Source organism: Pseudoalteromonas sp. NZS71_1 (assembly GCF_015864305.1).
In the GTDB taxonomy this organism is placed as follows: Bacteria; Pseudomonadota; Gammaproteobacteria; order Enterobacterales; family Alteromonadaceae; genus Pseudoalteromonas; species Pseudoalteromonas arctica.
In genome coordinates, this window is record NZ_JADYXM010000005.1 from 144,931 (window position 1) to 167,779 (window position 22,849).

Consider the following 22,849-nt stretch of genomic DNA (forward strand, 5'->3'; position numbering starts at 1 on the left):
AATACTCCTAATTATCGGATTAAAACGTGCATAACCGTAGCTACGAATTTTGGGTTAAAACTTCAAGCATTGTTACCATGGTAATGGTTAGTTTAATGATTGGCGCAAAAACATGGGCATGGCTGGCTTCTGGCTCGGCTTCAATGCTTGGCTCGTTAACTGATTCGTTAATGGATATAACAGCCACCGCCATGAGTTTTTTAGTGCTAGGTTACGCACTGCGCCCAGCAGATGATGACCATAGATTTGGACACGGTAAAGCTGAAGCACTTGCTGGACTTGGGCAAGCCGCGTTTATTGCAGGCTCAGGTTGCCTACTTGCTTTTCATGGTATTGAGCGATTATTTAACCCTATACAGTTAAGCCATTCTTTATTAGGTGTGTGGGTAAGTATTTTTGCTATTGCGTGTACGTTGGTCATTGTATTTGTACAAAACAAGGTGGTTAAATACACCGATTCAATTGCTATAAAAGCCGACTCAGTACATTACAAAGGTGATTTAATATTAAATGCCGCTGTGCTATTAGCTATTTTGTTAGCTTATTATGGTGTGTTGTATGCAGATCCTGTTTTTGCGATAGGTGTAGCGGGTTACTTACTTTATAACAGCTGGGATATTGCTCGCGATAGTGCCGATCATTTAATGGATAAAGAACTGCCAGATGATGAAAAGCAAAGCATATTTGATATAGCCAGAGCCCATGCTGATGTACATGGTGTGCATGATATTCGTACGCGCCAAGGCGGAAAAGTTAAGTTTATCCAAATGCACTTAGAGCTTGATGATCATTTAAGTTTGATTCGCGCACATAATGTGGCTGATGAAGTAGAGGCAATGCTTAGCGAACGTTTTGAGTCTGAGGTAGATATACTGATCCACCTCGACCCTTTGTCGGTACTTGTTAAGCCGTCACCGACTCACAAAACTGATACAAGCTTTTAAGCAATGGCTGGCGTATTTCATCACGTTCAAAAAACAGCTCGTGTTTAGCGCCTTCAAAGCTTTTAAGTACAGTGTTTACGTGCCTGTTTGCTAATTTATATTGGGCATTGTTATCAACCACTTCGTCGTTTTGTGCACTGGCAATATAAAGTGGAATAGTCACACTTAAGTTATCCACCGAAGTTATAAATGCAAACGTCGCATTTAGCCAGCCGTAAGTAACACCGCCGAGCTGTAGTAATGGCTCTTCTTGATATGTTTGCCTAAATAGCTCGTAACGCACTGGGCTGCTGGTTAATACATTTGTAGCAAACTCATCGGGTATGTAATCGGTTTGCCCTAGTGCGTAATTGTCTTTTTGACCCAAAAGGGTTGCAGTACTTGCTATTAATTTAGCTAAAGGCTTTGGTGTATTTTTTGTATAAATATCAAGCATAGGCGCTGATAAAAACGCGCCACTAAAATTGTGTTCGAAATGCGCAAGATAGTCAAATGCTATGGCGCCGCCCATTGAATGACTCACTAACACCTTTTTACCTTGCCAATGAGTATCCACTATTTGTGTATTAAATAAGTTTAGGTCTGCGCTGTAATCTTTAAATTGATTAACATGGCCTTTGTGCTTATTTAGTAGGTGGCGATAAGAGCGGCCTTGTCCTTGGTGATCGGCTATGAATATGGCAAAATTATTGTTATACAGCTCCCATAACAACTCTTTATATTTATCTAACCCTTCAAGGCGCCCAGAGCTTATTACAATGGCATTTTTGGCTTTATCTGGTATGGCATAAGCATAAAATAATTGCCCGTTAGGTGTATCTAAATAAGCTTTAATTAGCGTGTTTTTATAAAAGTTATTAATTGTTATTTGATTACTCTTAAGCTCACGCTCACTACTATAAAACATGCTTTACTCTTTTATTAATGGCAAGGTTATATTAGCACACAAGCCACCTTGTTCTTTATTTGATAATACTAAACTGCCGCCATGCGCAGTAATAGCATTTTTAGCAATCGCCAGACCTAACCCCGTGCCACCACTTACGCGATCCCGCGCATCTGACTGTCTAAAAAAGGGCTCGCAAAGCTTGCTCAGTTGATCATCTGGCACACCAGAGCCATCGTCACATATTTCTATATAAATGGCATCAGCATGCTTTAGAGTAATGCTAATTGTATTATTTGCGTATTTAATAGCGTTGCGCAATAGGTTTTCAAGCGCACTGGCAATAAGGCCTTCGTCGCAATTAATATTTACGTCTACAGCGCCCACTATATTTAGCTGCTTATTATTTTGTTTTGCTTCAAACTGCGCATCATTAATAACGTGATCTACAATTATTTGTAATGATTGTTTTTGCAGTGAAAGCGCTTGGCTTTTTGCTTCTAAGCGAGAAACTTGTAGCACGTCGGCAATCATCTTATCGAGTTGGTTTGCTTCTTTTTCTATGCGTAATAAATACGATTGGCTAGCGTCGTTAGCTTGCATTTGTGCAAGTCCGGTAGCCATTTTTAAACGTGTAAGAGGCGATCGTAATTCATGTGATATGTCGGCTAATAAGCGTTTTTGTGAGCTGATTAAAAGCTCTAACTGATTAGCCATGCTGTTAAAATCTCGCCCTAGTATTCCTAGCTCATCTTTTCGGTTTACAGAAATCTCGGCTCTTGCGCTTAGGTTACCCGCTGATAGTTTAATTGCCGCTTTTTTAAGGCTATTTATAGGGGCTATTAAGTTACGGCTAAATACAAAGCTTAAAATGAGAGATGCAACAATTGCGATGACTATTTTCATCCAATTAGGCATAAGCTTAAAGCGCATTATTAGCGGTGGTTGATGGTTAATATCTATTTCGTAAAGATAAAAACTCCCTTCAGGCACGTTTATATTAACAGGGCCGAAGGCTTGATATTTTTCAGTGAAAATAATTTGCGGTGACATATTTTGAGTGAAGTTTAATAAACTTAAATCGATGCTCTCTGGCACCTCTTTACTACTAAGAGAGTCCTCGCTTTGGGCTGCGCTTAAGTATAAAAGTTTACGCTTTGATAGGCGAGGGTGTACTAATACTTCACTTAGGCTGCGCTTATGTTTAATGGCAGTACGCTCAATACTTTTGGCGGTGTATATTAGGTTTTTTTTCATAGGGCCATAAAGTGGCTCGTTAGATACCGCATTAATAGCGGTTATATTACTTAAAAATATAAGCGCTGCTACGGTGCCGATTATAGTTAACCAAAACCAAATAAATACTTTAAAAAACAGGTAGTGCCCAGGGTGTTTTAACCAAGCAAAGTAAGTGCTTTTATTCGCCTTGGATAAAGACATAACCCGTACCTCGCATTGTTTTAATTCGCTCACCTGAAATATGCTCAGCTATTTTTTTACGGATATTACTTACATGCATATCGATAGAGCGATCAAAAGAAGCTAAACGCCTGCCTAGTACTTCTTCGCTAATTTGCTCTTTACTAACCACTTCGCCTGCATTTTTACACAATAGCGTGAGTATTTCGTACTCTGTACCAGTAAGAGTCAGTGTAGAGCCGTCGATTGAGGCCTCTCGCGCAGCAAGGTTAACAGTAATACCATTAACGAGTAACTTACTCGTTGTAGCTGCATTTAAGCTATTAATGTGCTCTATACGGCGTGTTATTGCTTTTACGCGGGCTAGTAATTCACGATGATTAAAAGGCTTTGGTATGTAATCGTCAGCGCCTAGCTCTAGACCAAAAATACGGTCAAAGTCTTCACCTTTTGCAGTAAGCATTATCACCGGTGTGAGTTTTGTTTGCCTAAGTTGTTTAAGCACTTCAAAACCATCAAGCGTTGGTAACATTACATCTAGCAATATAAGGGCGTAGTCATTTGCTTGTGCTAGTTTAAGGCCTTGCTCACCGTCGTGTACGCTTTGTATTTCAAACCCTTGGGCAGTTAAATACTCACTTAATAGCTCGCAAAGGCCAGTGTCGTCATCAATCATTAATAGTTTCATTTACAAACCCTTAGAGTTGTTTATAGCGTTATTTTACCCGCTAAATAGTGCAAAGGTGAATCTTTACACAACCTTTACACTGCTTTGCGTTACTTTGCATTGAGTTAGGTATAGTTAACTCACTGGCTTAGCAGCCACAACCAACCCAATATTAAGGTAATGATTATGACTAAATTAAATACACTTTCAAAATTAGTACTTATCTGTGGCTTAGCAACAGCAACGCTTGGTGCTGGTAGCGTATTAGCTAAAGGCGACGGACATAAACAAGGCCATTCTCAAGCTCGCTTTTTACTTTCTGAGCGCGGCGTTGAAAAATTAAGCTTAACAGATGAGCAGCAAACTAAGCTAAAAGCTATTTTTGAAGCGCAAAAAACACAGATGAAAGCGTTGCGTGGCGACGATAAAGAAGCCCGTAAAGCGATGCGTGAAGCGCACAAAGCTAAAATGGATGCGTTACTTTCGGCGGCAACATTTGACGAAAATGCAGCAAAAGAGCTATTAAATGAACGCCGCGAAAAAGGTGAGCAATTTGGTTTAATTAAACTAAAAACGCAGCATCAAGTAATGCAAGTACTTAACGCTGAGCAAAAAGAGAAATTTGCTAAAATGCAAAAGCGTATGAATAAAAAGCACCGTAAACAAAAAAGTTAATTATACTTTTTGTAAATACTAAAAAACCAGCTTAATGCTGGTTTTCGTATTTAGGGCATAATGAAGATAAATTACTTAAAAAAGTCATCTTCATTTTTAGCCAGCATAGCTTCAATATCTTCAATCATGTCTTGGCTAAACTCTTCTGCGGACGTGATTGGTGCAGAAATTCTGTTATTTTCAAACGACCATTCACCTAAATCAATTAGCTGACAGCGTTTTGAGCAAAAAGGACGAAATGGGCTTTGCTCTGACCATTCAACTTTAGTTTTACAGGTTGGGCAGTTTACAATAGTAGGCATAATTTACTCTTTACAATCTTTTTCTGCATTTTACATTACTTAGATATGAGTCTCTAGGTATAAGTAAGGCTCTGAATTTAGTGTTCAGAACCTTGTAGCTTTTACTATGGACCTTTAAAAATTAGTCACACGATTAATTTCACCAAGGGATGTAAGGCCATCGGCTGCTTTGCGTAAACCAGATAAACGTAAATTATTAAATCCGGCTTTAAGTGAAACGTCAGCTATTTCAAGCGAGTTACCACCGCGCATAATAATTTGGGCAATTTCAGGGGTAATTTGCATTACTTCGTAAATACCCACTCGGCCTTTATAACCATCGGTACAGCTATCACACCCTTTAGGCGTATATAACGTCATTTCTTCAATTTGCTTGGCGCTAAATCCTTGGCGAGCCAGTTCTTCACTCGGAAGTTGTTCTGGCGTTTTACATTTAGGGCACAAACGACGTGCTAAACGCTGGGCTATAATTAAGCTGATCGAACTTGCTACGTTATAAGCCGGCACACCCATATTTAATAAACGGGTGATTGTTTCCGGCGCTGAGTTTGTATGCAATGTTGATAAAACCAAGTGACCTGTTTGCGCCGCTTTTATTGATATTTCTGCGGTTTCTAAGTCACGTATTTCACCTACCATAACTACATCAGGATCTTGACGTAAAAATGCACGCAGTGCATTGGCAAAAGTCATATCGGCTTTAATATTAATTTGTACTTGGTTTACACCTTCAAGGTTAATCTCAACCGGATCTTCCGCAGTACTAATATTACGCTCTGGCTGGTTTAATATATTTAAACCTGTGTATAGCGATACTGTTTTACCAGAACCCGTTGGCCCTGTTACCAATATCATCCCTTGAGGCTGGGCAAGCGCATCCATATAGAGCTTTTTCTGCTCAGGCTCATAGCCTAATACATCAATGCCTAACATAGCGCTTGATGAATCAAGGATACGCATTACTATTTTTTCGCCCCACAAGGTAGGCATGGTACTTACACGAAAGTCGATACTTTTGCGTTCAGTAATTTTTAGTTTTATACGACCATCTTGTGGTTTGCGTTTTTCGGCAATATCGAGTCGCGACATTACTTTAATACGCGCAGAAAGCTTGGTTGCTAATGTATTAGGTGGGCTTGCCACTTCATGCAAAATGCCGTCAATACGAAAACGAATACGGTACTTGTGCTCATACGGTTCAAAGTGTAAATCAGAGGCGCCTTTTTTAATGGCATCCATTAAAATTTTGTTGATGTAAACGATGATAGGCGCATCATCTTTATCGTCATCTTGTGATGCTGTATCTCTTTGGCTTTCTGAATCTAAATCAGCAAATTCCTGAAATTCGTCATCAGTTAGATTTAAGCTACCAGTGGCATCTAACAACTGCTCAATTTTGTTATCGAGTTGAATATAATCAACAACAACAATTTCGCATGAAAGACCGGTACTAAACTCAAAGTTTTCGAATGCGCCGTAATCTGTTGGGTCTGATGCTGCTATATAAACTTTTCGATCTTTTTGAACAAGCGGCAAAATGTGATGTTTACGTATGAGTTTTTCTTTTACGAGATCGGCCGGGATTCTTGTAGGATCAAAATCTTTTAAATCAAAATAAGGTACGCGAAACAAATCAATACATTGTTCAGCTAAATCTTTACTATCGATTTTTCCACATTTAGAAATAAGCTCAGCTGTTGAGGCAAATTCATTTTGTTTGTTTTTAACCGTGTCGGCATCAATGCGGCCAAGGGTTATAAATTTTCTCAATAACGGTGAGTTAATATTCATTGCGCACCTGTTTTATTCCTTCAATAGTTAGCAATTTATCAGAAAAAAGAAGGTGATTACATCACCTTTCATTCTTTGTTGTGATTTTACTAACTAAAATACGAGTTTGTGTGAGTTAGGACAGTGTTAATGTGAGTTAGTTTTGTTGTGTAATGCATATTGTAGGTACTTTTTATGAAGATCAACAAGTTCTATATGCACTAGGTTTAAACTACGGTCGTTATTTAAAATATCATCCGCTTTTTGCTGCTTATCGGCACGTGACATTTGCGAGGCAATAATACTTTTAACTTGCTTAATACTTGTGCTGTCGCGTTTTGCTGTACGCGCTATCTGTACTGAGGTTGGTACATCAATAAGTAAGGTATGGTCGCAATATTTATCAAGGTTGTTTTCAAACAATAAAGGCGCTACTAAAACAACATAAGGGCTAGTTGCATTATTTAAATCGTTTAGTGTTTTTATCCGTATAAGAGGGTGCAGCAACGCATTAAGCCATTCTTTGTCATTGTTGTTAGTAAATATTTTTGCACGAAGCTCTGCTCTATTTAATGTGCCGTCGGGCAATAAAATATGTTCACCAAAGTGTTGGGTAATCGCTTTTAGCCCTTTGCTATTTGGGAGTACTACTTCGCGCGCAATTATATCGGCATCAACAATTGTAATACCAAGATCTTCAAACATATTGCTTACGGCTGTTTTACCACAGCCAATACCACCTGTTAAACCTAATACCCAGCTGTTTACTTTAGCTATTTGTTCACTCATTTTAATAACCAATTAAATTAAAATAAGCGCCTTGAATTTGGTTGCCCCAAAGCATTGTAATCCAGCCAGCTATCGCTAAATAAGGCCCAAAAGGGATAGGGGTCGCTTTGTCTTTACCTTGTATGCTCAGCAGTGCAATACCTATAATGGCACCCACTACGCTCGAAAGCAGAATAATAGTAAGTAATGACTGCCAGCCAAGCAAAGCACCAAATACAGCAAGCAATTTAAAGTCGCCATAACCCATGCCTTCTTTACCGGTTAATAACTTAAATAGCCAAAACACACTCCATAAGCTTAAATAACCGCAAGCAGCACCAATAATGGCATCGGTTGGTGTAATTGTGTAACCCATAACAGAGGCAATAAGTGCAAGCCATACCAGCGGAAGTGTAAGTTGATCTGGCAGCAGCATGTGGTCAATATCAATAAAGGTCAGTGCTACCAATATCCACGTTACAAAAATATATAAAAGGGCTTGCTCGGTCGCACCAAAACTATAGGCAACAATTAAACTTAATAGGGCAGTAATTAGCTCTACAGCAGGGTATCGAGCAGAAATAGGGTTACTGCAACTTGCGCATTTACCTTTAAGTATTAACCAACTAATAATAGGAATATTCTGCCAAGGCTTAATGGCAGTTTTACATTTAGGGCAGGTAGAATTGGGTTTTACTAAGTTAAAAGGCTCATTGATATTGGCTTGTTTAGATTTATTAGCTGTAAGTTCATCTTCTAGCAGTAGTCTGCATTCGCTTTGCCACTCACGTTGCATCATCAGCGGTAAGCGATAAATAACTACATTTAAAAAACTACCAATACATAAACTAATTAAGCCAACGGTTATTAAATAAAACCACAATTGGCTTTGCATTACTTCTATAATACTTTGCATTTATTTACCTAAAACTAAAATATTTCAATAATACAATTAGGAGGACGCGATATAAAATCGCTGCTACATGTGCTTCCCTCTAAAATCGCAAGGTTTCTTATATTTTTTAAAGAAATTAAATAACAGCGCCAAGTTGGAAAATAGGTAAATACATCGCGATAATTAAGCCACCAATAAGCACACCTAGCACAGCCATAATAAGTGGCTCTAGTAGGCTAGAAAGGCCATCTACAGCATCATCAACTTCCTGCTCGTATATAGTAGCCACTTTTGCGAGCATGCCATCAAGGGAGCCTGACTCCTCACCAATAGCGACCATTTGTATTACCATATCAGGGAATATTTTTGAGTTACGCATAGCCCAGTTCATCTGATTACCTGAACTAACCTCAACTTTTATATCTAAAATAGCATATCGGTACACTGCATTACCGGAAGCCCCAGCAGCAGAATCAAGCGCATCAACAAGCGGCACACCTGCAGCAAACGTGGTCGAAAGTGTACGAGCATAACGAGCAACAGCTGCTTTATTTAAAATCATACCGATAACAGGGAGTTTAAGTATTAATCGATCAGTTGCATCTCTTAATTTTTGGCTTTTCAGCAGTGCTTCTTTATAGCCATAACCAAACGCAGCAATAATTAATGCAATTACCCACCAATATTCTTGCATGAATTCAGATATTGCAATCACGAGTAGAGTAAATGCAGGTAATTCAGCTCCAAAACCCGCAAAAATATCTTGGAATTGTGGAACAACAAAAATTAATAATATGGATGTAACAATTAGTGCTATGACTAGTACAGCTATAGGGTAGAACATTGCTTTTTTAATTTTCGATTTTAAAGCTTCTGATTTTTCTTTATATAAAGCGACACGATCAAATATTTTATCAAGTGCGCCTGATTGCTCGCCAGAGGCAACTAAGTCACAGTATAAATCATCAAAATAACGAGGATGTTTTCTAAGCGCTGTAGATAAAGGTTGGCCTGCTTTTACTTCATCAGCAATAGTTTCCATTAATTTACCGAGACTTTTATTTGTTGCTCCAGTACCAATCATTTCTATTGATTGGATTAATGGCACGCCAGCCATGAGCATAGTTGCAATTTGCCTTGTGACCATTGCAATATCTTTGGGGGTTATTTTTTGAAGGCGAGTTCCAAAAAGAGGTTTAGGTTTCCGTTTTACTTTTGATGGTGTAATACCTTGTTTTCTAAGTTGAGCTTTTACAAGAGCAATACTATTTCCTGTAAGCTCGCCTTCAAGTTTTTTGCCTCTTGCACTTACTCCAACCCATACAAAGGTATCTTGCCCTTTTTTTTCTTGTTGTTTAGCCATTATGATCCTGAATATAAGTATGAGGTATAAGATTTAATCGAATAATATATAATAGCTACAAAGTTGAACTTAAACAATTGATGCAGCTACTTTTAGTACTAAATAAATTACGGAGAATTTAAAGTGTTTTCTAAAAATATTAATAAAAAATTAAAGTGGTCAGGTATACACTTTATTACAGGCGTTATTTTATTATGCTTACTTGGATTATTTATTATAAATGTTTGGTTTGATAATGGGCGTTATTTATTAACTGATTTATTTGGTTTAGCTGTAATCATTTTATCATTAGACTTAATTCTAGGGCCTTTATTGAGTTTATGGTTACTTTCACCAATTAAATCATTTAAAGAAAATGTAATTAATATTAGCGTCATTTTGCTACTTCAGTTTAGCTCTTTAGCCTATGGAGTGTTGCAAATAGACAGCCAAAGGCTCGCGTACATCATAAAATGGCAAGGTTCTTACTTTGCTGTTACTAAAAGCGATTCAAGGAAAGGTAATAACCAAGAGCAATTTTATACATTTAAAGAACCTGCAGTTGGAAGTGAGCTGAGAGCTAGTTATGAAAGTCTAATCAAGAGCTCAATTTCGCCAATTGAAATGTTTGAGTTTTTTGAAAAATCAAGTTTTGAAAAAGAGTGCGGAACAATATGTGGGGTCATTACAAAAAAAGGTGTTGTAAATGTAACAAAAGAAACCAATGAATTAGTCTTTAACAAGTCCCTTCACTAATACAAGTACTAAGAGGCGATAGCTCCCATAACAACTGATTGGAATTTATCGTTGCAGTCATAATATAAGTATCTCCTGAGTTTGATATCGACGCTTCGCTAGCCGCAGTAGACTTTATTTGATAATTACCAGATGAGTTAGATATTTCAATGTCAGATATGTAGCTAGGTGCTATAAAGTCAGATTTTTTAGAGCTTGTTTTTTCAAAAGAATCGCATTCATTAAGAGCATGCTTAATGTAAAAGCAAATTTCTACTTGGCGCTGAAGTGCGTTAGAAGCAAGAACAACCTCGGTAAACTTAGAACGTTTAAAGTGATTGTTATAAGCAGGTAGAGCTAATGATATCAATATCCCCATTATAGCGATAACTATCATCAGCTCTATTAAAGAGAAGCCGTTGGCTTTTCTCATATTTAAAACTTAATTAACAAAGACCAGCAGCGACACAATCACCAGTTTGAGCCCATGTTAAAGTTCCACCTGCTACAGTAGGTGTTAAAATAAACGTTTTACTGTCAACACTAGCCGCACCTGTTCCTGTAACAACAGCATCACCTGTAATTGTAACACTATTAACATGCGTACCTGAAGCTGCACCAGTTAAGTCGGCGCCAACTAACGCATCTGTTTTACAATTATCTAGCACACCAGCTCCACGTGTTTGAAAACACACATCCACTAGACCCTTAACAGAAGAAGTAGCAAGTACAACTTCAGAAAAACGAGCCTTTTTAGTATATGTTTGATATTGCGGTAAAGCGATTGCCGCAAGAATACCGATGATTGCGATAACAATCATTAATTCAATTAGGGTGAAACCCTGTTGTTTTTGAGTCATTGTTTTCATGTTTCCTCTCCTAAAGGATAGATTTTTGTAACTTAAATCACTTAAGCGGCAAATGCCTCACTTAATTTAACTGATTTACTTTACAGTTTTACTTAAAATTAATTTTATTACACTTTAGCTTTAGAGTATGAAACACAAAAGCCGTATGTGAATTCATTATGTTTAGTACTAACTATAAAAGTTTACTAAGTGCACTACATGTTGTAGCAACAAATAGTATAGGCATAAAGTAAGTAGTTTAGTTGCTTTAGTTTTTAATTATGTCTTTAAAAACTAAAGGTACTAGTTATTTATGACTACCTTTTAAAATAAAATAGTACAACAGAATTAGTCTACCATTTTATTTTAGTATTTAGCACGTATCTTCTTATAAAAAAGCGATTTTATTTAACAAAATGTTACAAAGTAAGCCTTTCGGGTTATTTAATGCTTTTTTACTTAACTTGTCAATCGATTAGGGGTATTAATTGGCAGTTGTTGCTTTAAAATCGTTCAAAACGCATCGATAAATCGATTGATTGTAAGTTTTTTGTTAACGCTCCGCTTGATATAAAATCGACGCCGGCTTGTGAATAAGTTTTGAGCGTTTCTAGGGTCATATTGCCTGAAACCTCTAATTTTGCACGTTTGTTGGTTAAAATTACAGCTTGCTTAATTTGCTCTACGCTAAAGTTGTCTAGCATAATTATGTCGGCGCCAGCTTCAATTGCTTGCTTAAGTTCAGGGAGTGATTCTACTTCGACTTCGACAGGTTTGTTTGGGTGGTTTTGTTTAGCTTGAGCTACTGCTTTGTTTATTGTGCCACAAGCCGCTATGTGATTTTCTTTAATTAAAAAAGCGTCAAATAATCCAATACGATGGTTTGCACCCCCGCCACATTTTACTGCGTATTTTTGAAGAGCGCGCAGACCAGGTATGGTTTTGCGTGTATCGAGTAGTTGCGTAGTTGTACCACTTAACTCTTTTACGTAATGCGCTGTAGTAGTTGCTGTACCCGATAAGGTTTGCACAAAGTTAAGGGCAGTTCGTTCGGCAGTTAATATTGAACGAGCCGAGCCAATAGCGGTAAATAATGTGCTGTTTGCTTTAACTGCGTCGCCATCATTTATGAGTACATTAACCTTAACGCTTGGGTCTACTTGTTTGAATACTTCAAGGATGATGTCTTTTCCGCAAAAAATGCAGTCTTCGCGGGTGATTACTTTTGCGTTGGCTTGCTCGCTCTGAGGGATAAGCTGCGCGGTAATATCTCCGTCTTGAGCTGTTTGATAATTTAGATCTTCGTCGAGTGCAAGAGTGACAAGTTGGCTAACTAAAGAGTGCGGGATATACATAATAAAAGCTCATAAGCGTTAATAAATTAAGCAAATTTTACTATGTTTATAAAAGAAAGAGAAGCGATTGCCTTTTAGCTAATATAAAGATAAGCGCTTGTAGTAAATTCGCACCTACGTATGGGTTTGAATTATTTGTAGGTGAGGTTTTATGCCTCGCTTTTAATTTCAACAGTTACGTTACACGAGCGGATGTAAATTCGCACCTACGTGTGGGTTTGAATTATCTGTAGGTGAGGTTTTATACCTCGCTTTTAATTTCAAAAGTTATGTTACATGAGCGGATGTAAATTCGCACCTACGTGTGGGTTTGAATTATTTGTAGGTGAGGTTTTATACCTCGCTTGTTACTATCATTTTTTTAATAAATCCATTAGCATCAGCGATATGTATATCTTGATATTTATATAATAAACGTATCATGAAAATAAATTTAGACGGTGTTTTAAGTACGGTGGCGCAGCGGCCTTGTTCGCATTTTGATGAGCGCCCTGATGAGGCTGATATTTCTTTATTGGTGATTCACAATATATCATTGCCAGCAGGGCAGTTTGGTACACCTTTTGTTGATGAGTTATTTATGGGTAGCATTGATTGCAATGCTCATCCGAGTTTTAGTGACTTAAAGAATTTACGTGTATCGGCCCATTGCTTTGTAAAGCGCACCGGTGAGGTTATACAATACGTGCCTTTTGAAAAGCGCGCTTGGCATGCAGGGCAATCCGAGTTTGAGGGGGTACCTGCTTGTAATAACTTTAGCATTGGCATTGAGCTTGAAGGTACCGACACTGCTCCATATTCTTTAGCACAGTACAAAACATTAACTATTATTAGTAAATCTATAATGCAACGCTATCCAAAAATTACCCCTTCGCGTATTGTTGGGCATTGCGATATTGCCCCTGGGCGTAAAACAGATCCTGGCAGTAGCTTTAATTGGCCATTGTTTTTTAATATGCTTGAACAACTAAGTTAAGAGAGTAATTCCCATGATTTTAGTTTCTATAATAATTGCATTAATACTAGAGCGCTTAGGCGCTCGGTCTAATTACTGGCAGATAAGTTATTACGCAAATGGTTATTTAAATCGCTCTAATAAATTACTTGGTGATAAGGGCTTATTTAGCTCAGCACCGGGCTTTTTAATTTGGCTTTTGCTTCCGGTGATTGCGATGGCACTAATTTATTGTTTATCTGATTTTGTTTTGTGGCAGTTGGGCATTAATATCGCGGTGCTTTTGGTTTGCTTTGGTTGTGCTAAGCAGCGTGCTTTATATAAGTCGTATTTAAATGCGTTAACGCGAGATGACGGTACTGCTGCATCTTTATATGCGTTGCAAATAGGTCAAAAGCGTACTGATGATCAAGATGGTGGCGAAACCTTTGGGCAAACATTGGCGTGGGTAAACTTTAGATTTTACTGCGCGGTTATTTTTTGGTTTGTTGTTTTAGGCGCGCCAGGTGCGGTTTTATATGCTCTGGTACGTACTTTAGCTGATTTAGTACGAGAAGATCATAAAGTAATATTTGCTAAGCGTTTTAAACTTATACATAAACTACTGTTTTGGCTCGACTGGTTACCTGCACGCATTACAAGCTTTGGTTATTTAGTAATAGGTAACTTTAATAAAGGCACAAGCTGTTGGCTACGTTACGTACTTAACTTTAAATCTCCAAACCGAGAAGTAGTAACATGTACTGCGCTGGCTGCAGAGCAAGTTGAAAAGCGTTATTACGGCTGTACCTACGAGGCCACTTGTATGATTAAGCTTGTTAAGCGCAATGTATTATTTTACTTAGTACTTATAGCACTACTTACATTATTTGGTGGACTGTCTTAAGTTAATACCTTTTTAATAAAGTACCTTATGCAATGTAAGGTGCTTTAATCTCTCCTGCAATTTTTAAACACAATAAAATAGAGCTAACATTCTAATTCCTTCTGGTCAGACCAATTGTTTTCATCCTATTAACGTTATAACAATTTTTGTAAATTGCGCATTGTTTAATCTTCGTTCAAAATGCGTTACGCTACTTTAATTGCTCAAGTTACCTGTAAATTGACAGCTAATAAGGTTTTTGATACCGTATTGAAAATTTTTGGTATGACCAATTTACCTTTTGGGTAAATCATACTACTCAAAGCCCCGCTTTATGGGCTCTTGGTATTTATACAACGCGGACGTTGATTCATGTCTTTAAAGATCAAAGCAGCAAAGTTATCTGATGTTATTTTACAGCAACTCGAGAACATGATTCTTGAAGGCTCGTTAGCACCAGGTGAAAAGTTGCCACCAGAGCGTGAACTAGCAAAGCAATTTGAAGTGTCTCGCCCGTCACTGCGTGAGGCAATTCAAAAATTAGAAGCGAAAGGTTTAGTTACGCGTCGCCAAGGTGGCGGCACGTTTGTAAAAAATCAGCTCGAAGAAGGGCTTACTGATCCACTTTTTGATTTGATTAGTAAACACCCTGAGTCGCAGTTTGATTTACTTGAATTTCGTCATGCATTAGAAGGGATTGCTGCTTACTACGCGGCACTGCGCGGAACCAGCAACGATTTTAGTAAAGTGAAAGAAAGCTTTGATAAAATTGCCCTCGTTAATGATGATTTACAGCAAAAAGCAAAAGCAATTAATGCATTTCACTTTAGCGTGGCAGAAGCCTCGCATAATGTGGTTTTACTGCATTTAGTAAGAGGCATGAAAGCGCTGCTTGAGCAAAATGTATTGCAAAATTTAACTGTTTTATTAAAAAAGTCAGATATTAGCAGTCAGTTAGCCGAGCACAGGCGTTTATTAATGGATGCCGTTATTGACGGTAATCCAGAACAAGCCCGTTTAGCAAGTAATGCGCACTTGGCGTTTATTGAAGAAGCACTACTTGAAGCAGGCAAAGAACATTCGCGAATTGAACGTAGTTTAAGACGCACTAAACAAAATTAAGTTAGTACATAACTACTTTGAACACACAAATTAAGTAGCTGTGATATTAAATTAACAATATTCGTATTTTAAACATAAGGAAACCTCCATATGTCTGAAGTCAATAAAATTGACGTAGACGCGCTAGAAACACAAGAGTGGTTACAAGCTCTTGAATCAGTTGTGCGCGAAGAAGGTGTTGAACGAGCTCAGTTTTTACTTGAGCAAGTATTAGAGCAAGCCCGTTTAGACGGCGTTGATATGCCAACGGGTATTACCACGAACTACGTTAATACTATTCCTGTAGATCAAGAACCTGCTTACCCGGGTGATGTAAATCTTGAGCGTCGTATTCGTTCAATTATACGTTGGAACGCGATTATGATCGTTCTACGTGCATCTAAAAAAGATCTCGACTTAGGCGGCCATATGGCGTCTTACCAATCATCTGCTGCATTTTATGAAGTGTGTTTTAACCACTTTTTTAAAGCGCCAAATGATGTAGACGGTGGTGACTTAGTTTATTACCAAGGTCATATTTCTCCTGGTATTTATGCACGTGCATTTGTTGAAGGTCGTTTATCGGCTGCACAACTAGATAACTTCCGCCAAGAAGTTGATGGTGAAGGCTTACCATCGTACCCTCACCCTAAGTTAATGCCTGAATTTTGGCAGTTTCCTACGGTATCAATGGGCTTAGGTCCTATTTCGTCTATTTACCAAGCACGCTTCTTAAAATACTTAGATGGTCGTGGCTTAAAAGATACTAAAAACCAACGTGTATACGCGTTTTTAGGTGACGGTGAAATGGATGAGCCAGAATCACGTGGTGCAATCTCTTTTGCTGCACGTGAAAAACTAGATAACCTTTGTTACTTAGTTAACTGTAACTTACAGCGTTTAGATGGCCCAGTTATGGGTAACGGTAAAATTATTCAAGAGCTAGAAGGCTTGTTTAAAGGCGCTGGCTGGAACGTAATTAAACTAGTGTGGGGCAGCGGTTGGGATATTCTTCTAGCTAAAGACACAACGGGTAAATTACTACAGTTAATGAACGAAACTGTTGATGGCGATTACCAAACATATAAAGCTAAAGATGGCGCGTACGTACGCGAAAACTTCTTTGGTCGTTACCCAGAAACAGCTGCACTTGTTGCTGACATGACAGATGACGAAATTTTCGCGCTTAAGCGTGGTGGTCATGAGTCATCAAAATTATTTGCTGCATTTAAAAAAGCAGAAGACACTAAAGGCCGTCCAACTGTAATTCTTGCTAAAACTGTAAAAGGTTACGGCATGGGTGAAGCAGCTGAAGGTAAAAACATTGCGCACCAAGTGAAAAAAATGGACATGTCGCATGTTGCGCATTTACGTTCACGCCTTGGTCTTGATGATTTAGTATCTGAAGAGCAACTTGCAGAACTTCCTTACCTAGAGCTTGAAGAAGGTTCTCCTGAGTATAAATACCTACATGCTCGTCGTGATGAACTTAAAGGTTATACACCTAAGCGTATACCACGTTTTAGTGAAAAATTAGCGTTGCCAGAAGTAGAAGCATTTAAGCCGCTACTTGAAGAGCAAAAACGTGATATTTCAACCACTATGGGCTTTGTTCGTGCACTTAATATCTTATTAAAAGATAAAGGCATTGGTAAAAACATCGTACCAATTATTGCCGATGAAGCACGTACATTTGGTATGGAAGGTTTATTCCGTCAAATTGGTATTTACAATCCGCATGGCCAAAACTATACGCCACAGGATCGTGATATTGTTTCTTACTATAAAGAAACTGTATCAGGACAAGTGCTTCAAGAAGGTATTAATGAGTTAGGTGCAATGTCGTCATGGGTTGCTGCTGCAACTTCATACAGCACTAACGATTTACCAATGATCCCGTTCTACATTTACTACTCTATGTTTGGTTTCCAACGCGTTGGCGACATGGCATGGATGGCGGGCGATCAACAAGCACGTGGTTTCTTATTAGGTGCTACTGCGGGTCGTACAACGTTAAATGGTGAAGGCTTGCAACACGAAGATGGTCACAGTCATATTCTTGCTAATACGGTTCCTAACTGTATTTCTTATGACCCAACTTACGCGTTTGAAGTAGCTGTTATTGTACAAGACGGTATTCGTCGTATGTACGGTGATGACCAAGAAAATATTTACTACTACCTAACGCTTATGAACGAAAACTACCATCAGCCAGCTATGCCAGAAGGCGCTGAAGAAGGTATCCGTAAAGGTATTTACAAGCTTGAAAGTTACGAAGGTAAAAAAGCCAACGTACAGCTATTAAGCTCAGGTACTATTATGACTGAAGTGCGTAAAGCCGCTACGATTCTAAGCGAAGAGTATGGCATTGCGTCTGACGTGTTCTCTGTTACGTCTTTCAACGAATTAACGCGTGAAGGTCAAGATGTTGAACGTTTCAACATGCTTAATCCTGAAGGCGAGCAAAAAACAGCATTCATCACAAGCGTATTAAACGACTCTGTGACTGTTGCAGCAACGGATTACATGAAAAACTACGCAGAACAAGCGCGTTCATTCATTCCAAGCAGCAACTACAAAGTGTTAGGTACAGATGGTTACGGTCGTTCTGATAGCCGTGAAAACCTACGTCGTCACTTTGAAGTTAACGCGGGCTACGTTGTTGTTGCTACGTTATCTGAACTTGCTAAACGCGGTGAAGTTGAGAAGTCAGTAGTTGTTGAAGCACTTAAAAAGTTCAACATCGACACTAACAAACTTAACCCACTGTACGCATAAGAGGTTTGCAATGAGTATTGAAATTAAAGTACCAGATATTGGTGACGATGAAGTAGAAGTAACCGAAATATTAGTAAGCGTTGGCGACAAAGTAGATGTTGACCAATCATTATTAAATGTTGAAGGCGACAAAGCATCAATGGAAATACCTGCTTCGCAAGCGGGTACAGTTAAAGAAATTAAAGTAAACGTTGGCGACACCGTTACAACTGGCTCTTTAGTATTTTTGTTTGAAGGCGAGAGTGAAAGCACTGGTGAAGAAAAAGCATCAGCCGCTGCTCCAGCTAAATCTGAAGAGGCAGCACCTGCTGCTTCTACAGGTTCTTCAACTAAAGAAGTAACCGTACCAGATATTGGCGATGATGAAGTTGAAGTAACTGAAATCATGGTTGCTGTTGGCGACACCGTTTCAGAAGAGCAATCTATCTTAAACGTGGAAGGCGACAAGGCAGCAATGGAAGTTCCAGCTCCATTTGCCGGTATAGTTAAAGAAATTAAAGTCGCCGCTGGCGATACAGTTAAAACAGGCTCATTAGTGTTTGTCTTTGAAGTAGCAGGAAGTGAATCTGCAGCACCGGCTAAAGAGTCGGCTCCTGTAGAAGCGCCAGCAGCTAGCTCAACAGCAAACGCAGCACCAAGTACTAAAGAAGTGAATGTACCTGATATTGGTGGCGATGAAGTTGAAGTAACTGAAATTATGGTTGCAGTTGGCGATACGGTTGAAGAAGATCAATCAATCTTAAACGTTGAAGGCGACAAAGCTGCAATGGAAGTACCCGCTCCATTTGCAGGTACAGTTAAAGAAATTAAAGTAGCCGCTGGCGATAAAGTATCGACTGGCTCATTAATTTTTGTATTTGAAGTTGCAGGCAGCGCGCCAGTAGCAGCACCTGCACCCGCTGAAAAATCAGCACCTGCAGCTGCGGCTAAAACTGAGTCGGCACCGGCTCAAGCGGCACCAGCAAAAGCAAGTAATGAAAGCTTCACAGAAAACAGCGCGTATGCTCATGCATCACCTGTTGTTCGCCGTTTAGCGCGTGAGTTTGGTATTAACCTAGCTAATGTTAAAGGCACTGGTCGCAAAGCCCGTATAGTTAAAGAAGACGTGCAAAACTACGTTAAAAACTTAGTTAAGCAAGTTGAGTCTGGTCAATTGTCAGCAGGTAGTAGCGCTGGTGGTAGCGAGCTTGGTCTTATTCCATGGCCTAAAGTTGATTTTGCTAAGTTTGGCGAAATTGAAGAGCAAAAGCTGTCTCGTATTCAAAAGCTATCAGGCAAAAACTTACACCGTAACTGGGTGCAAATCCCACATGTTACACAGTTTGACGAAGCAGATATCACAAGCCTTGAAGTATTCCGTAAAGAGCAAAATGTGCTTAGCGAGAAGAAAAAGCTGGGTGTTAAAATTACGCCGCTTGTGTTTGTAATGAAAGCAGCTGCAAAAGCACTTGCTGAATTTCCAAAATTCAACTCATCGCTTTCTGAGGACGGCGAAAGCTTAATCCTTAAAAAGTACATTAACATTGGTGTTGCAGTTGATACGCCAAACGGTTTAGTTGTACCAGTGTTTAAAGATGTTGATAAAAAAGGCATTATTGAACTATCACGCGAATTAATGGAAGTATCTGTTAAAGCACGTGACGGGAAGCTTACATCGTCTGATATGCAAGGTGGTTGTTTTACTATTTCTAGCCTTGGCGGTATTGGCGGTACGGCATTTACGCCGATTGTTAATGCACCAGAAGTGGCTATTTTAGGTGTGTCTAAATCTGAAATGAAACCTAAATGGAATGGCAAAGAGTTTGAACCAAAACTAATGGTTCCGCTGTCTATGTCATACGACCATAGGGTTATTGACGGAGCCTTAGCTGCACGCTTTACTGTGACTCTTGCAAGTTACATGAGCGATATTCGCCAATTGGTGATGTAATCGCTGGACAATGAATAGAATCAAATCCCAGCCAGTTGTTTTTAGCTGGGATTTTTACCATTTGCAATGATACAATCTTTGCACAAATTTGTGATCTGCTCTCACTTTCTGCCTTGCAGAAACATGGCAGTTAAACTTTAGGGCAGTGTCCCGTTCAAACAATTAAGGTAATAGCATGAGCAACGAATTAAAAACTCAAGTTGTTGTACTAGGCGGTGGTCCTGGTGGTTACTCTGCGGCATTCCGCGCTGCTGACTTGGGCTTAGAAGTTACATTGGTAGAATCTCGTGAAACATTAGGCGGCGTATGTCTTAATGTTGGTTGTATTCCTTCAAAAGCACTTTTACACGTAGCTAAAGTGATTGATGATGCAGCTGAAATGTCATCTCATGGTGTTACTTTTGGCGCACCAAAGATCGATCTTGACCAAGTTCGTACTTGGAAAGATTCTGTAGTTGGCCAGTTAACTGGTGGACTAGAGGGCATGGCTAAAATGCGTAAAGTGAAAGTTGTATCTGGTTACGGTAAATTCACTGGCAGCAATACTTTAGTAGTTGAAGGCGAGAAAGACTCTACAACTATCACGTTTGATAACGCGATTATTGCAGCAGGTTCTAAACCAGTTAACTTACCTTTCATCCCACAAGATGACCGTGTAATTGATTCAACTGGCGCGCTAGAGCTTAAAGATGTACCAGAAAAACTACTTGTACTTGGTGGTGGTATTATCGGTCTTGAAATGGGTACGGTTTACCGTGCACTAGGTTCTGCAATTGATGTTGTAGAATTTGCTGACCAATTAGTTCCAGCAGCTGATAAAGACATTATCAAAATTTACCAAAAATACGTAAGCAAAAAATTCAACGTAATGCTTTCAACTAAAGTTGTTGGTGTTGAAGCTAAAAAAGATGGCTTATACGTAACGTTTGAAGGTAAAAACGCACCAGCAGAACCTGTACGTTACGACAAAGTGCTTGTTGCAGTTGGCCGTACTCCAAACGGTAACTTACTTGATGCTGAAAAAGCGGGCGTAAACGTTGATGAGCGTGGCTTTATTAATGTTGATAAGCAATTACGTACTAACGTAAGCCATATTTTTGCAATTGGTGACTTAGTTGGCCAGCCTATGCTTGCGCATAAAGCGGTTCATGAAGGTCATGTTGCTGCAGAAGTTATTTCTGGTCAGAAGCATTTCTTCGACCCTAAATGTATTCCTTCGATTGCGTATACTGACCCAGAAATCGCTTGGGTAGGTGTTACTGAGAAAGAAGCAAAAGAGCAAGGCCTAAAAATTGAAACTGCGGTATTCCCGTGGGCAGCTTCTGGTCGTGCTATTGCATCATCTCGTACTGAAGGTTCTACTAAACTTATTTTTGATAAAGAAAGTGGCCGTATAATCGGTGGTGCTATGATCGGTATTAACGCGGGCGAAATGCTTGGCGAAATCGGTTTAGGTATTGAAATGGGTGCTGATGGTGAAGACTTAGCGCTTACTATTCATGCTCACCCTACATTGAATGAATCAATCGGCCTTGCAGCTGAAATTTTTGAAGGTTCGATCACTGACTTACCAAACAAAAAAGCAGTTAAAAAGAAGTAATTTAACTTTTTAGCATTTGTTTGAAAAACCCAACTTCGGTTGGGTTTTTTTATGCCTGGTTTTTAATTTGAGAGATGTTGAATTAATTCAATGATACCAATCTGCTTATATATGGGGTCTATTTAACGTTAAGAAAATTACGCTAGAACTAGGCAAAAGTTTTTGTATCTAGTTGTTCTAAATAAAAAATTTTTAACGAAGTTATAGTGCAATTTAATTCGTTAAATTGATCAAAGATTTATGCAGGTTGGTATGGCTATAAATATAAGATTAAATTGCGATAAGTCGTTACAATGCGCGCTTAATTAATTGAAGGTAAATACAGTGAAAAACTCAGTTTTAGCATTACGCGCTCAACAAATAAGTGAATCCCGTCGAGAGTTTAATGCTCGAGGCGGTAAATTAGATCGCTGTGAGCAATGCTTAATAGCTAAGCACTACTGTATTTGTAAAGGTGTTGAGCATGCAGATTGTAAAGCAGCTGTGTGCTTATTAATGTATCACAATGAAAGTTTTAAACCTTCTAATACTGGGCGCTTAATTGCTGAAATAGTGCCAGATAACCACGCATTTAGATGGGATAGAACAGACCCTAACCCCGCTCTTTTAGCTTTGATAAGCGATTCACAATATCAGCCAATGGTAGTATTCCCTGCTGAAGATGTAGAAGAGGGCAGGGCCATTACCGAAATAAGTATTGAAGAGGGTAAAAAACCGCTATTTATATTTTTAGATGGTACCTGGCGTGAAGCTAAAAAAATGATTCGCAAAAGCCCATACTTAGATAACTTGCCTGTACTTTCTGTTACTGCTGATAAACTATCTGATTACCGATTACGTGTTGCCCCTCATGCGCATCAACTAGGCACTGCTGAAGTGGCTATTATGGTGCTAGCGCTTGCGGGAGAAATGGATGCATCTTCTAAATTAGAACAGCATTTTATTAAGTTTCGTGATGCGTATTTGCTTGGTAAGCGCAATAAAGGCCGACCGCTAGAAGAGTAGTTTTACGCA

21 protein-coding genes are annotated in these 22,849 nt (G+C 38.9%); 10 read left to right on the forward strand and 11 right to left on the reverse strand.

The features are described from left to right. Nucleotides 1-77: 77 nt before the first annotated feature. Nucleotides 78-944 (forward strand): cation diffusion facilitator family transporter, encoded by an 867-nt coding sequence (locus I6F43_RS10045; protein ID WP_101163300.1) that lies wholly within the window; start codon nt 78-80, stop codon nt 942-944. Here the strand turns inward: I6F43_RS10045 and I6F43_RS10050 are convergent. From I6F43_RS10050 to I6F43_RS10060, 3 genes are read right to left on the reverse strand one after another with little or no spacing between them, the layout of a single operon-like run. Next, nucleotides 904-1,851 carry an alpha/beta fold hydrolase gene (locus I6F43_RS10050; RefSeq protein WP_007586153.1) on the reverse strand — a complete coding sequence of 316 codons (948 nt, stop codon included), beginning with the start codon at nt 1,849-1,851 and terminating at the stop codon, nt 904-906. The genes I6F43_RS10045 and I6F43_RS10050 overlap by 41 nt on opposite strands. 3 nt (nt 1,852-1,854) lie before the next feature. Further along, entirely contained in the window at nt 1,855-3,270 is a 1,416-nt protein-coding gene (locus tag I6F43_RS10055; protein WP_197102094.1) for an ATP-binding protein, read from the reverse strand. Continuing rightward, on the reverse strand, nt 3,248-3,937 hold the full coding sequence (locus I6F43_RS10060; RefSeq protein ID WP_101163286.1) for a response regulator: 690 nt from the start codon (nt 3,935-3,937) through the stop codon (nt 3,248-3,250). The genes I6F43_RS10055 and I6F43_RS10060 overlap by 23 nt, the downstream gene beginning before the upstream one ends. Before the next feature lie 165 nt (nt 3,938-4,102). On the opposite strand from I6F43_RS10060, the gene I6F43_RS10065 reads away from it, so the two are divergent. After that, nucleotides 4,103-4,591, forward strand: a complete 489-nt coding sequence (locus tag I6F43_RS10065; protein ID WP_197102096.1) for a periplasmic heavy metal sensor — start codon at nt 4,103-4,105, stop codon at nt 4,589-4,591. Between the two features lie 71 nt (nt 4,592-4,662). Here the strand turns inward: I6F43_RS10065 and yacG are convergent, their stop codons facing one another. The 5 genes from yacG to I6F43_RS10090 all read right to left on the reverse strand — a co-directional run bounded on the left by yacG (nt 4,663) and on the right by I6F43_RS10090 (nt 9,689). After that, the gene (gene yacG, locus I6F43_RS10070) at nt 4,663-4,893 is read right to left on the reverse strand and encodes a DNA gyrase inhibitor YacG (RefSeq protein WP_007586146.1); all 231 of its coding nucleotides are present in this window, start codon (nt 4,891-4,893) and stop codon (nt 4,663-4,665) included. 114 nt (nt 4,894-5,007) lie between these two features. Next, the gene (gene pilB / locus I6F43_RS10075) at nt 5,008-6,684 is read right to left on the reverse strand and encodes a type IV-A pilus assembly ATPase PilB (RefSeq protein WP_197102098.1); all 1,677 of its coding nucleotides are present in this window, start codon (nt 6,682-6,684) and stop codon (nt 5,008-5,010) included. A gap of 126 nt (nt 6,685-6,810) precedes the next feature. Next, on the reverse strand, nt 6,811-7,452 hold the full coding sequence (gene coaE, locus I6F43_RS10080; protein WP_197102100.1) for a dephospho-CoA kinase: 642 nt from the start codon (nt 7,450-7,452) through the stop codon (nt 6,811-6,813). Nucleotide 7,453: 1 nt separating this feature from the next. Then, on the reverse strand, nt 7,454-8,347 hold the full coding sequence (locus I6F43_RS10085) for a prepilin peptidase (protein WP_197102102.1): 894 nt from the start codon (nt 8,345-8,347) through the stop codon (nt 7,454-7,456). 115 nt (nt 8,348-8,462) lie between these two features. Then, nucleotides 8,463-9,689: a type II secretion system F family protein gene (locus I6F43_RS10090; RefSeq protein ID WP_197102104.1), complete on the reverse strand. Its 1,227-nt coding sequence runs from the start codon at nt 9,687-9,689 to the stop codon at nt 8,463-8,465. A gap of 123 nt (nt 9,690-9,812) precedes the next feature. Between I6F43_RS10090 and I6F43_RS10095 the strand changes: the two genes are divergently transcribed. Beyond that, entirely contained in the window at nt 9,813-10,424 is a 612-nt protein-coding gene (locus I6F43_RS10095) for a fimbrial assembly protein (RefSeq protein ID WP_197102105.1), read from the forward strand. Here I6F43_RS10095 and I6F43_RS20240 read toward each other — a convergent pair. The 3 genes from I6F43_RS20240 to nadC all read right to left on the reverse strand — a co-directional run bounded on the left by I6F43_RS20240 (nt 10,405) and on the right by nadC (nt 12,606). Further along, nucleotides 10,405-10,836: a pilin gene (locus I6F43_RS20240; protein WP_197102106.1), complete on the reverse strand. Its 432-nt coding sequence runs from the start codon at nt 10,834-10,836 to the stop codon at nt 10,405-10,407. The two genes, I6F43_RS10095 and I6F43_RS20240, sit on opposite strands and share 20 nt — an antisense overlap. Nucleotides 10,837-10,849: 13 nt before the next feature. Continuing rightward, nucleotides 10,850-11,272, reverse strand: coding sequence for a pilin (locus tag I6F43_RS10105; protein ID WP_269435318.1), 423 nt, complete (start codon nt 11,270-11,272; stop codon nt 10,850-10,852). 482 nt (nt 11,273-11,754) lie between these two features. Then, nucleotides 11,755-12,606, reverse strand: a complete 852-nt coding sequence (nadC, locus tag I6F43_RS10110) for a carboxylating nicotinate-nucleotide diphosphorylase (protein WP_197102107.1) — start codon at nt 12,604-12,606, stop codon at nt 11,755-11,757. Between the two features lie 421 nt (nt 12,607-13,027). Between nadC and ampD the strand changes: the two genes are divergently transcribed. The 7 genes from ampD (at nt 13,028) to I6F43_RS10145 (ending at nt 22,840) form a co-directional block, all read left to right on the forward strand. Next, nucleotides 13,028-13,582 carry a 1,6-anhydro-N-acetylmuramyl-L-alanine amidase AmpD gene (ampD, locus tag I6F43_RS10115; protein WP_197102108.1) on the forward strand — a complete coding sequence of 185 codons (555 nt, stop codon included), beginning with the start codon at nt 13,028-13,030 and terminating at the stop codon, nt 13,580-13,582. Between the two features lie 13 nt (nt 13,583-13,595). Then, nucleotides 13,596-14,447 (forward strand): beta-lactamase regulator AmpE, encoded by an 852-nt coding sequence (gene ampE, locus I6F43_RS10120; protein WP_007586130.1) that lies wholly within the window; start codon nt 13,596-13,598, stop codon nt 14,445-14,447. A 351-nt stretch (nt 14,448-14,798) separates the two neighbouring features. Next, nucleotides 14,799-15,548 (forward strand): pyruvate dehydrogenase complex transcriptional repressor PdhR, encoded by a 750-nt coding sequence (gene pdhR, locus I6F43_RS10125; RefSeq protein WP_008170672.1) that lies wholly within the window; start codon nt 14,799-14,801, stop codon nt 15,546-15,548. Between the two features lie 90 nt (nt 15,549-15,638). Continuing rightward, nucleotides 15,639-18,305 (forward strand): pyruvate dehydrogenase (acetyl-transferring), homodimeric type, encoded by a 2,667-nt coding sequence (gene aceE / locus I6F43_RS10130; protein ID WP_197102109.1) that lies wholly within the window; start codon nt 15,639-15,641, stop codon nt 18,303-18,305. A gap of 10 nt (nt 18,306-18,315) precedes the next feature. Then, nucleotides 18,316-20,235: a pyruvate dehydrogenase complex dihydrolipoyllysine-residue acetyltransferase gene (gene aceF / locus I6F43_RS10135; RefSeq protein ID WP_007586126.1), complete on the forward strand. Its 1,920-nt coding sequence runs from the start codon at nt 18,316-18,318 to the stop codon at nt 20,233-20,235. A 175-nt stretch (nt 20,236-20,410) separates the two neighbouring features. Further along, nucleotides 20,411-21,835, forward strand: coding sequence for a dihydrolipoyl dehydrogenase (gene lpdA, locus I6F43_RS10140; protein ID WP_007586124.1), 1,425 nt, complete (start codon nt 20,411-20,413; stop codon nt 21,833-21,835). A gap of 324 nt (nt 21,836-22,159) precedes the next feature. Then, nucleotides 22,160-22,840: a tRNA-uridine aminocarboxypropyltransferase gene (locus tag I6F43_RS10145; protein WP_024590630.1), complete on the forward strand. Its 681-nt coding sequence runs from the start codon at nt 22,160-22,162 to the stop codon at nt 22,838-22,840. Nucleotides 22,841-22,849 lie beyond the last annotated feature (9 nt).

Excerpts from the sequence above, each read along its gene's own strand:
- I6F43_RS10065 (WP_197102096.1), top strand. The coding sequence starts at position 4,103 with ATGACTAAATTAAATACACTTTCAAAATTAGTACTTATCTGTGGCTTA.
- I6F43_RS10060 (WP_101163286.1), bottom strand. The coding sequence starts at position 3,937 with ATGAAACTATTAATGATTGATGACGACACTGGCCTTTGCGAGCTATTA.
- aceF (WP_007586126.1), top strand. The coding sequence starts at position 18,316 with ATGAGTATTGAAATTAAAGTACCAGATATTGGTGACGATGAAGTAGAA.
- ampE (WP_007586130.1), top strand. The coding sequence starts at position 13,596 with ATGATTTTAGTTTCTATAATAATTGCATTAATACTAGAGCGCTTAGGC.
- I6F43_RS10090 (WP_197102104.1), bottom strand. The coding sequence starts at position 9,689 with ATGGCTAAACAACAAGAAAAAAAAGGGCAAGATACCTTTGTATGGGTT.
- nadC (WP_197102107.1), bottom strand. The coding sequence starts at position 12,606 with ATGTATATCCCGCACTCTTTAGTTAGCCAACTTGTCACTCTTGCACTC.
- I6F43_RS10050 (WP_007586153.1), bottom strand. The coding sequence starts at position 1,851 with ATGTTTTATAGTAGTGAGCGTGAGCTTAAGAGTAATCAAATAACAATT.
- I6F43_RS20240 (WP_197102106.1), bottom strand. The coding sequence starts at position 10,836 with ATGAGAAAAGCCAACGGCTTCTCTTTAATAGAGCTGATGATAGTTATC.
- I6F43_RS10055 (WP_197102094.1), bottom strand. The coding sequence starts at position 3,270 with ATGTCTTTATCCAAGGCGAATAAAAGCACTTACTTTGCTTGGTTAAAA.
- pdhR (WP_008170672.1), top strand. The coding sequence starts at position 14,799 with ATGTCTTTAAAGATCAAAGCAGCAAAGTTATCTGATGTTATTTTACAG.
- pilB (WP_197102098.1), bottom strand. The coding sequence starts at position 6,684 with ATGAATATTAACTCACCGTTATTGAGAAAATTTATAACCCTTGGCCGC.
- I6F43_RS10085 (WP_197102102.1), bottom strand. The coding sequence starts at position 8,347 with ATGCAAAGTATTATAGAAGTAATGCAAAGCCAATTGTGGTTTTATTTA.
- ampD (WP_197102108.1), top strand. The coding sequence starts at position 13,028 with ATGAAAATAAATTTAGACGGTGTTTTAAGTACGGTGGCGCAGCGGCCT.
- yacG (WP_007586146.1), bottom strand. The coding sequence starts at position 4,893 with ATGCCTACTATTGTAAACTGCCCAACCTGTAAAACTAAAGTTGAATGG.
- I6F43_RS10045 (WP_101163300.1), top strand. The coding sequence starts at position 78 with ATGGTAATGGTTAGTTTAATGATTGGCGCAAAAACATGGGCATGGCTG.
- I6F43_RS10105 (WP_269435318.1), bottom strand. The coding sequence starts at position 11,272 with ATGAAAACAATGACTCAAAAACAACAGGGTTTCACCCTAATTGAATTA.
- aceE (WP_197102109.1), top strand. The coding sequence starts at position 15,639 with ATGTCTGAAGTCAATAAAATTGACGTAGACGCGCTAGAAACACAAGAG.
- coaE (WP_197102100.1), bottom strand. The coding sequence starts at position 7,452 with ATGAGTGAACAAATAGCTAAAGTAAACAGCTGGGTATTAGGTTTAACA.
- lpdA (WP_007586124.1), top strand. The coding sequence starts at position 20,411 with ATGAGCAACGAATTAAAAACTCAAGTTGTTGTACTAGGCGGTGGTCCT.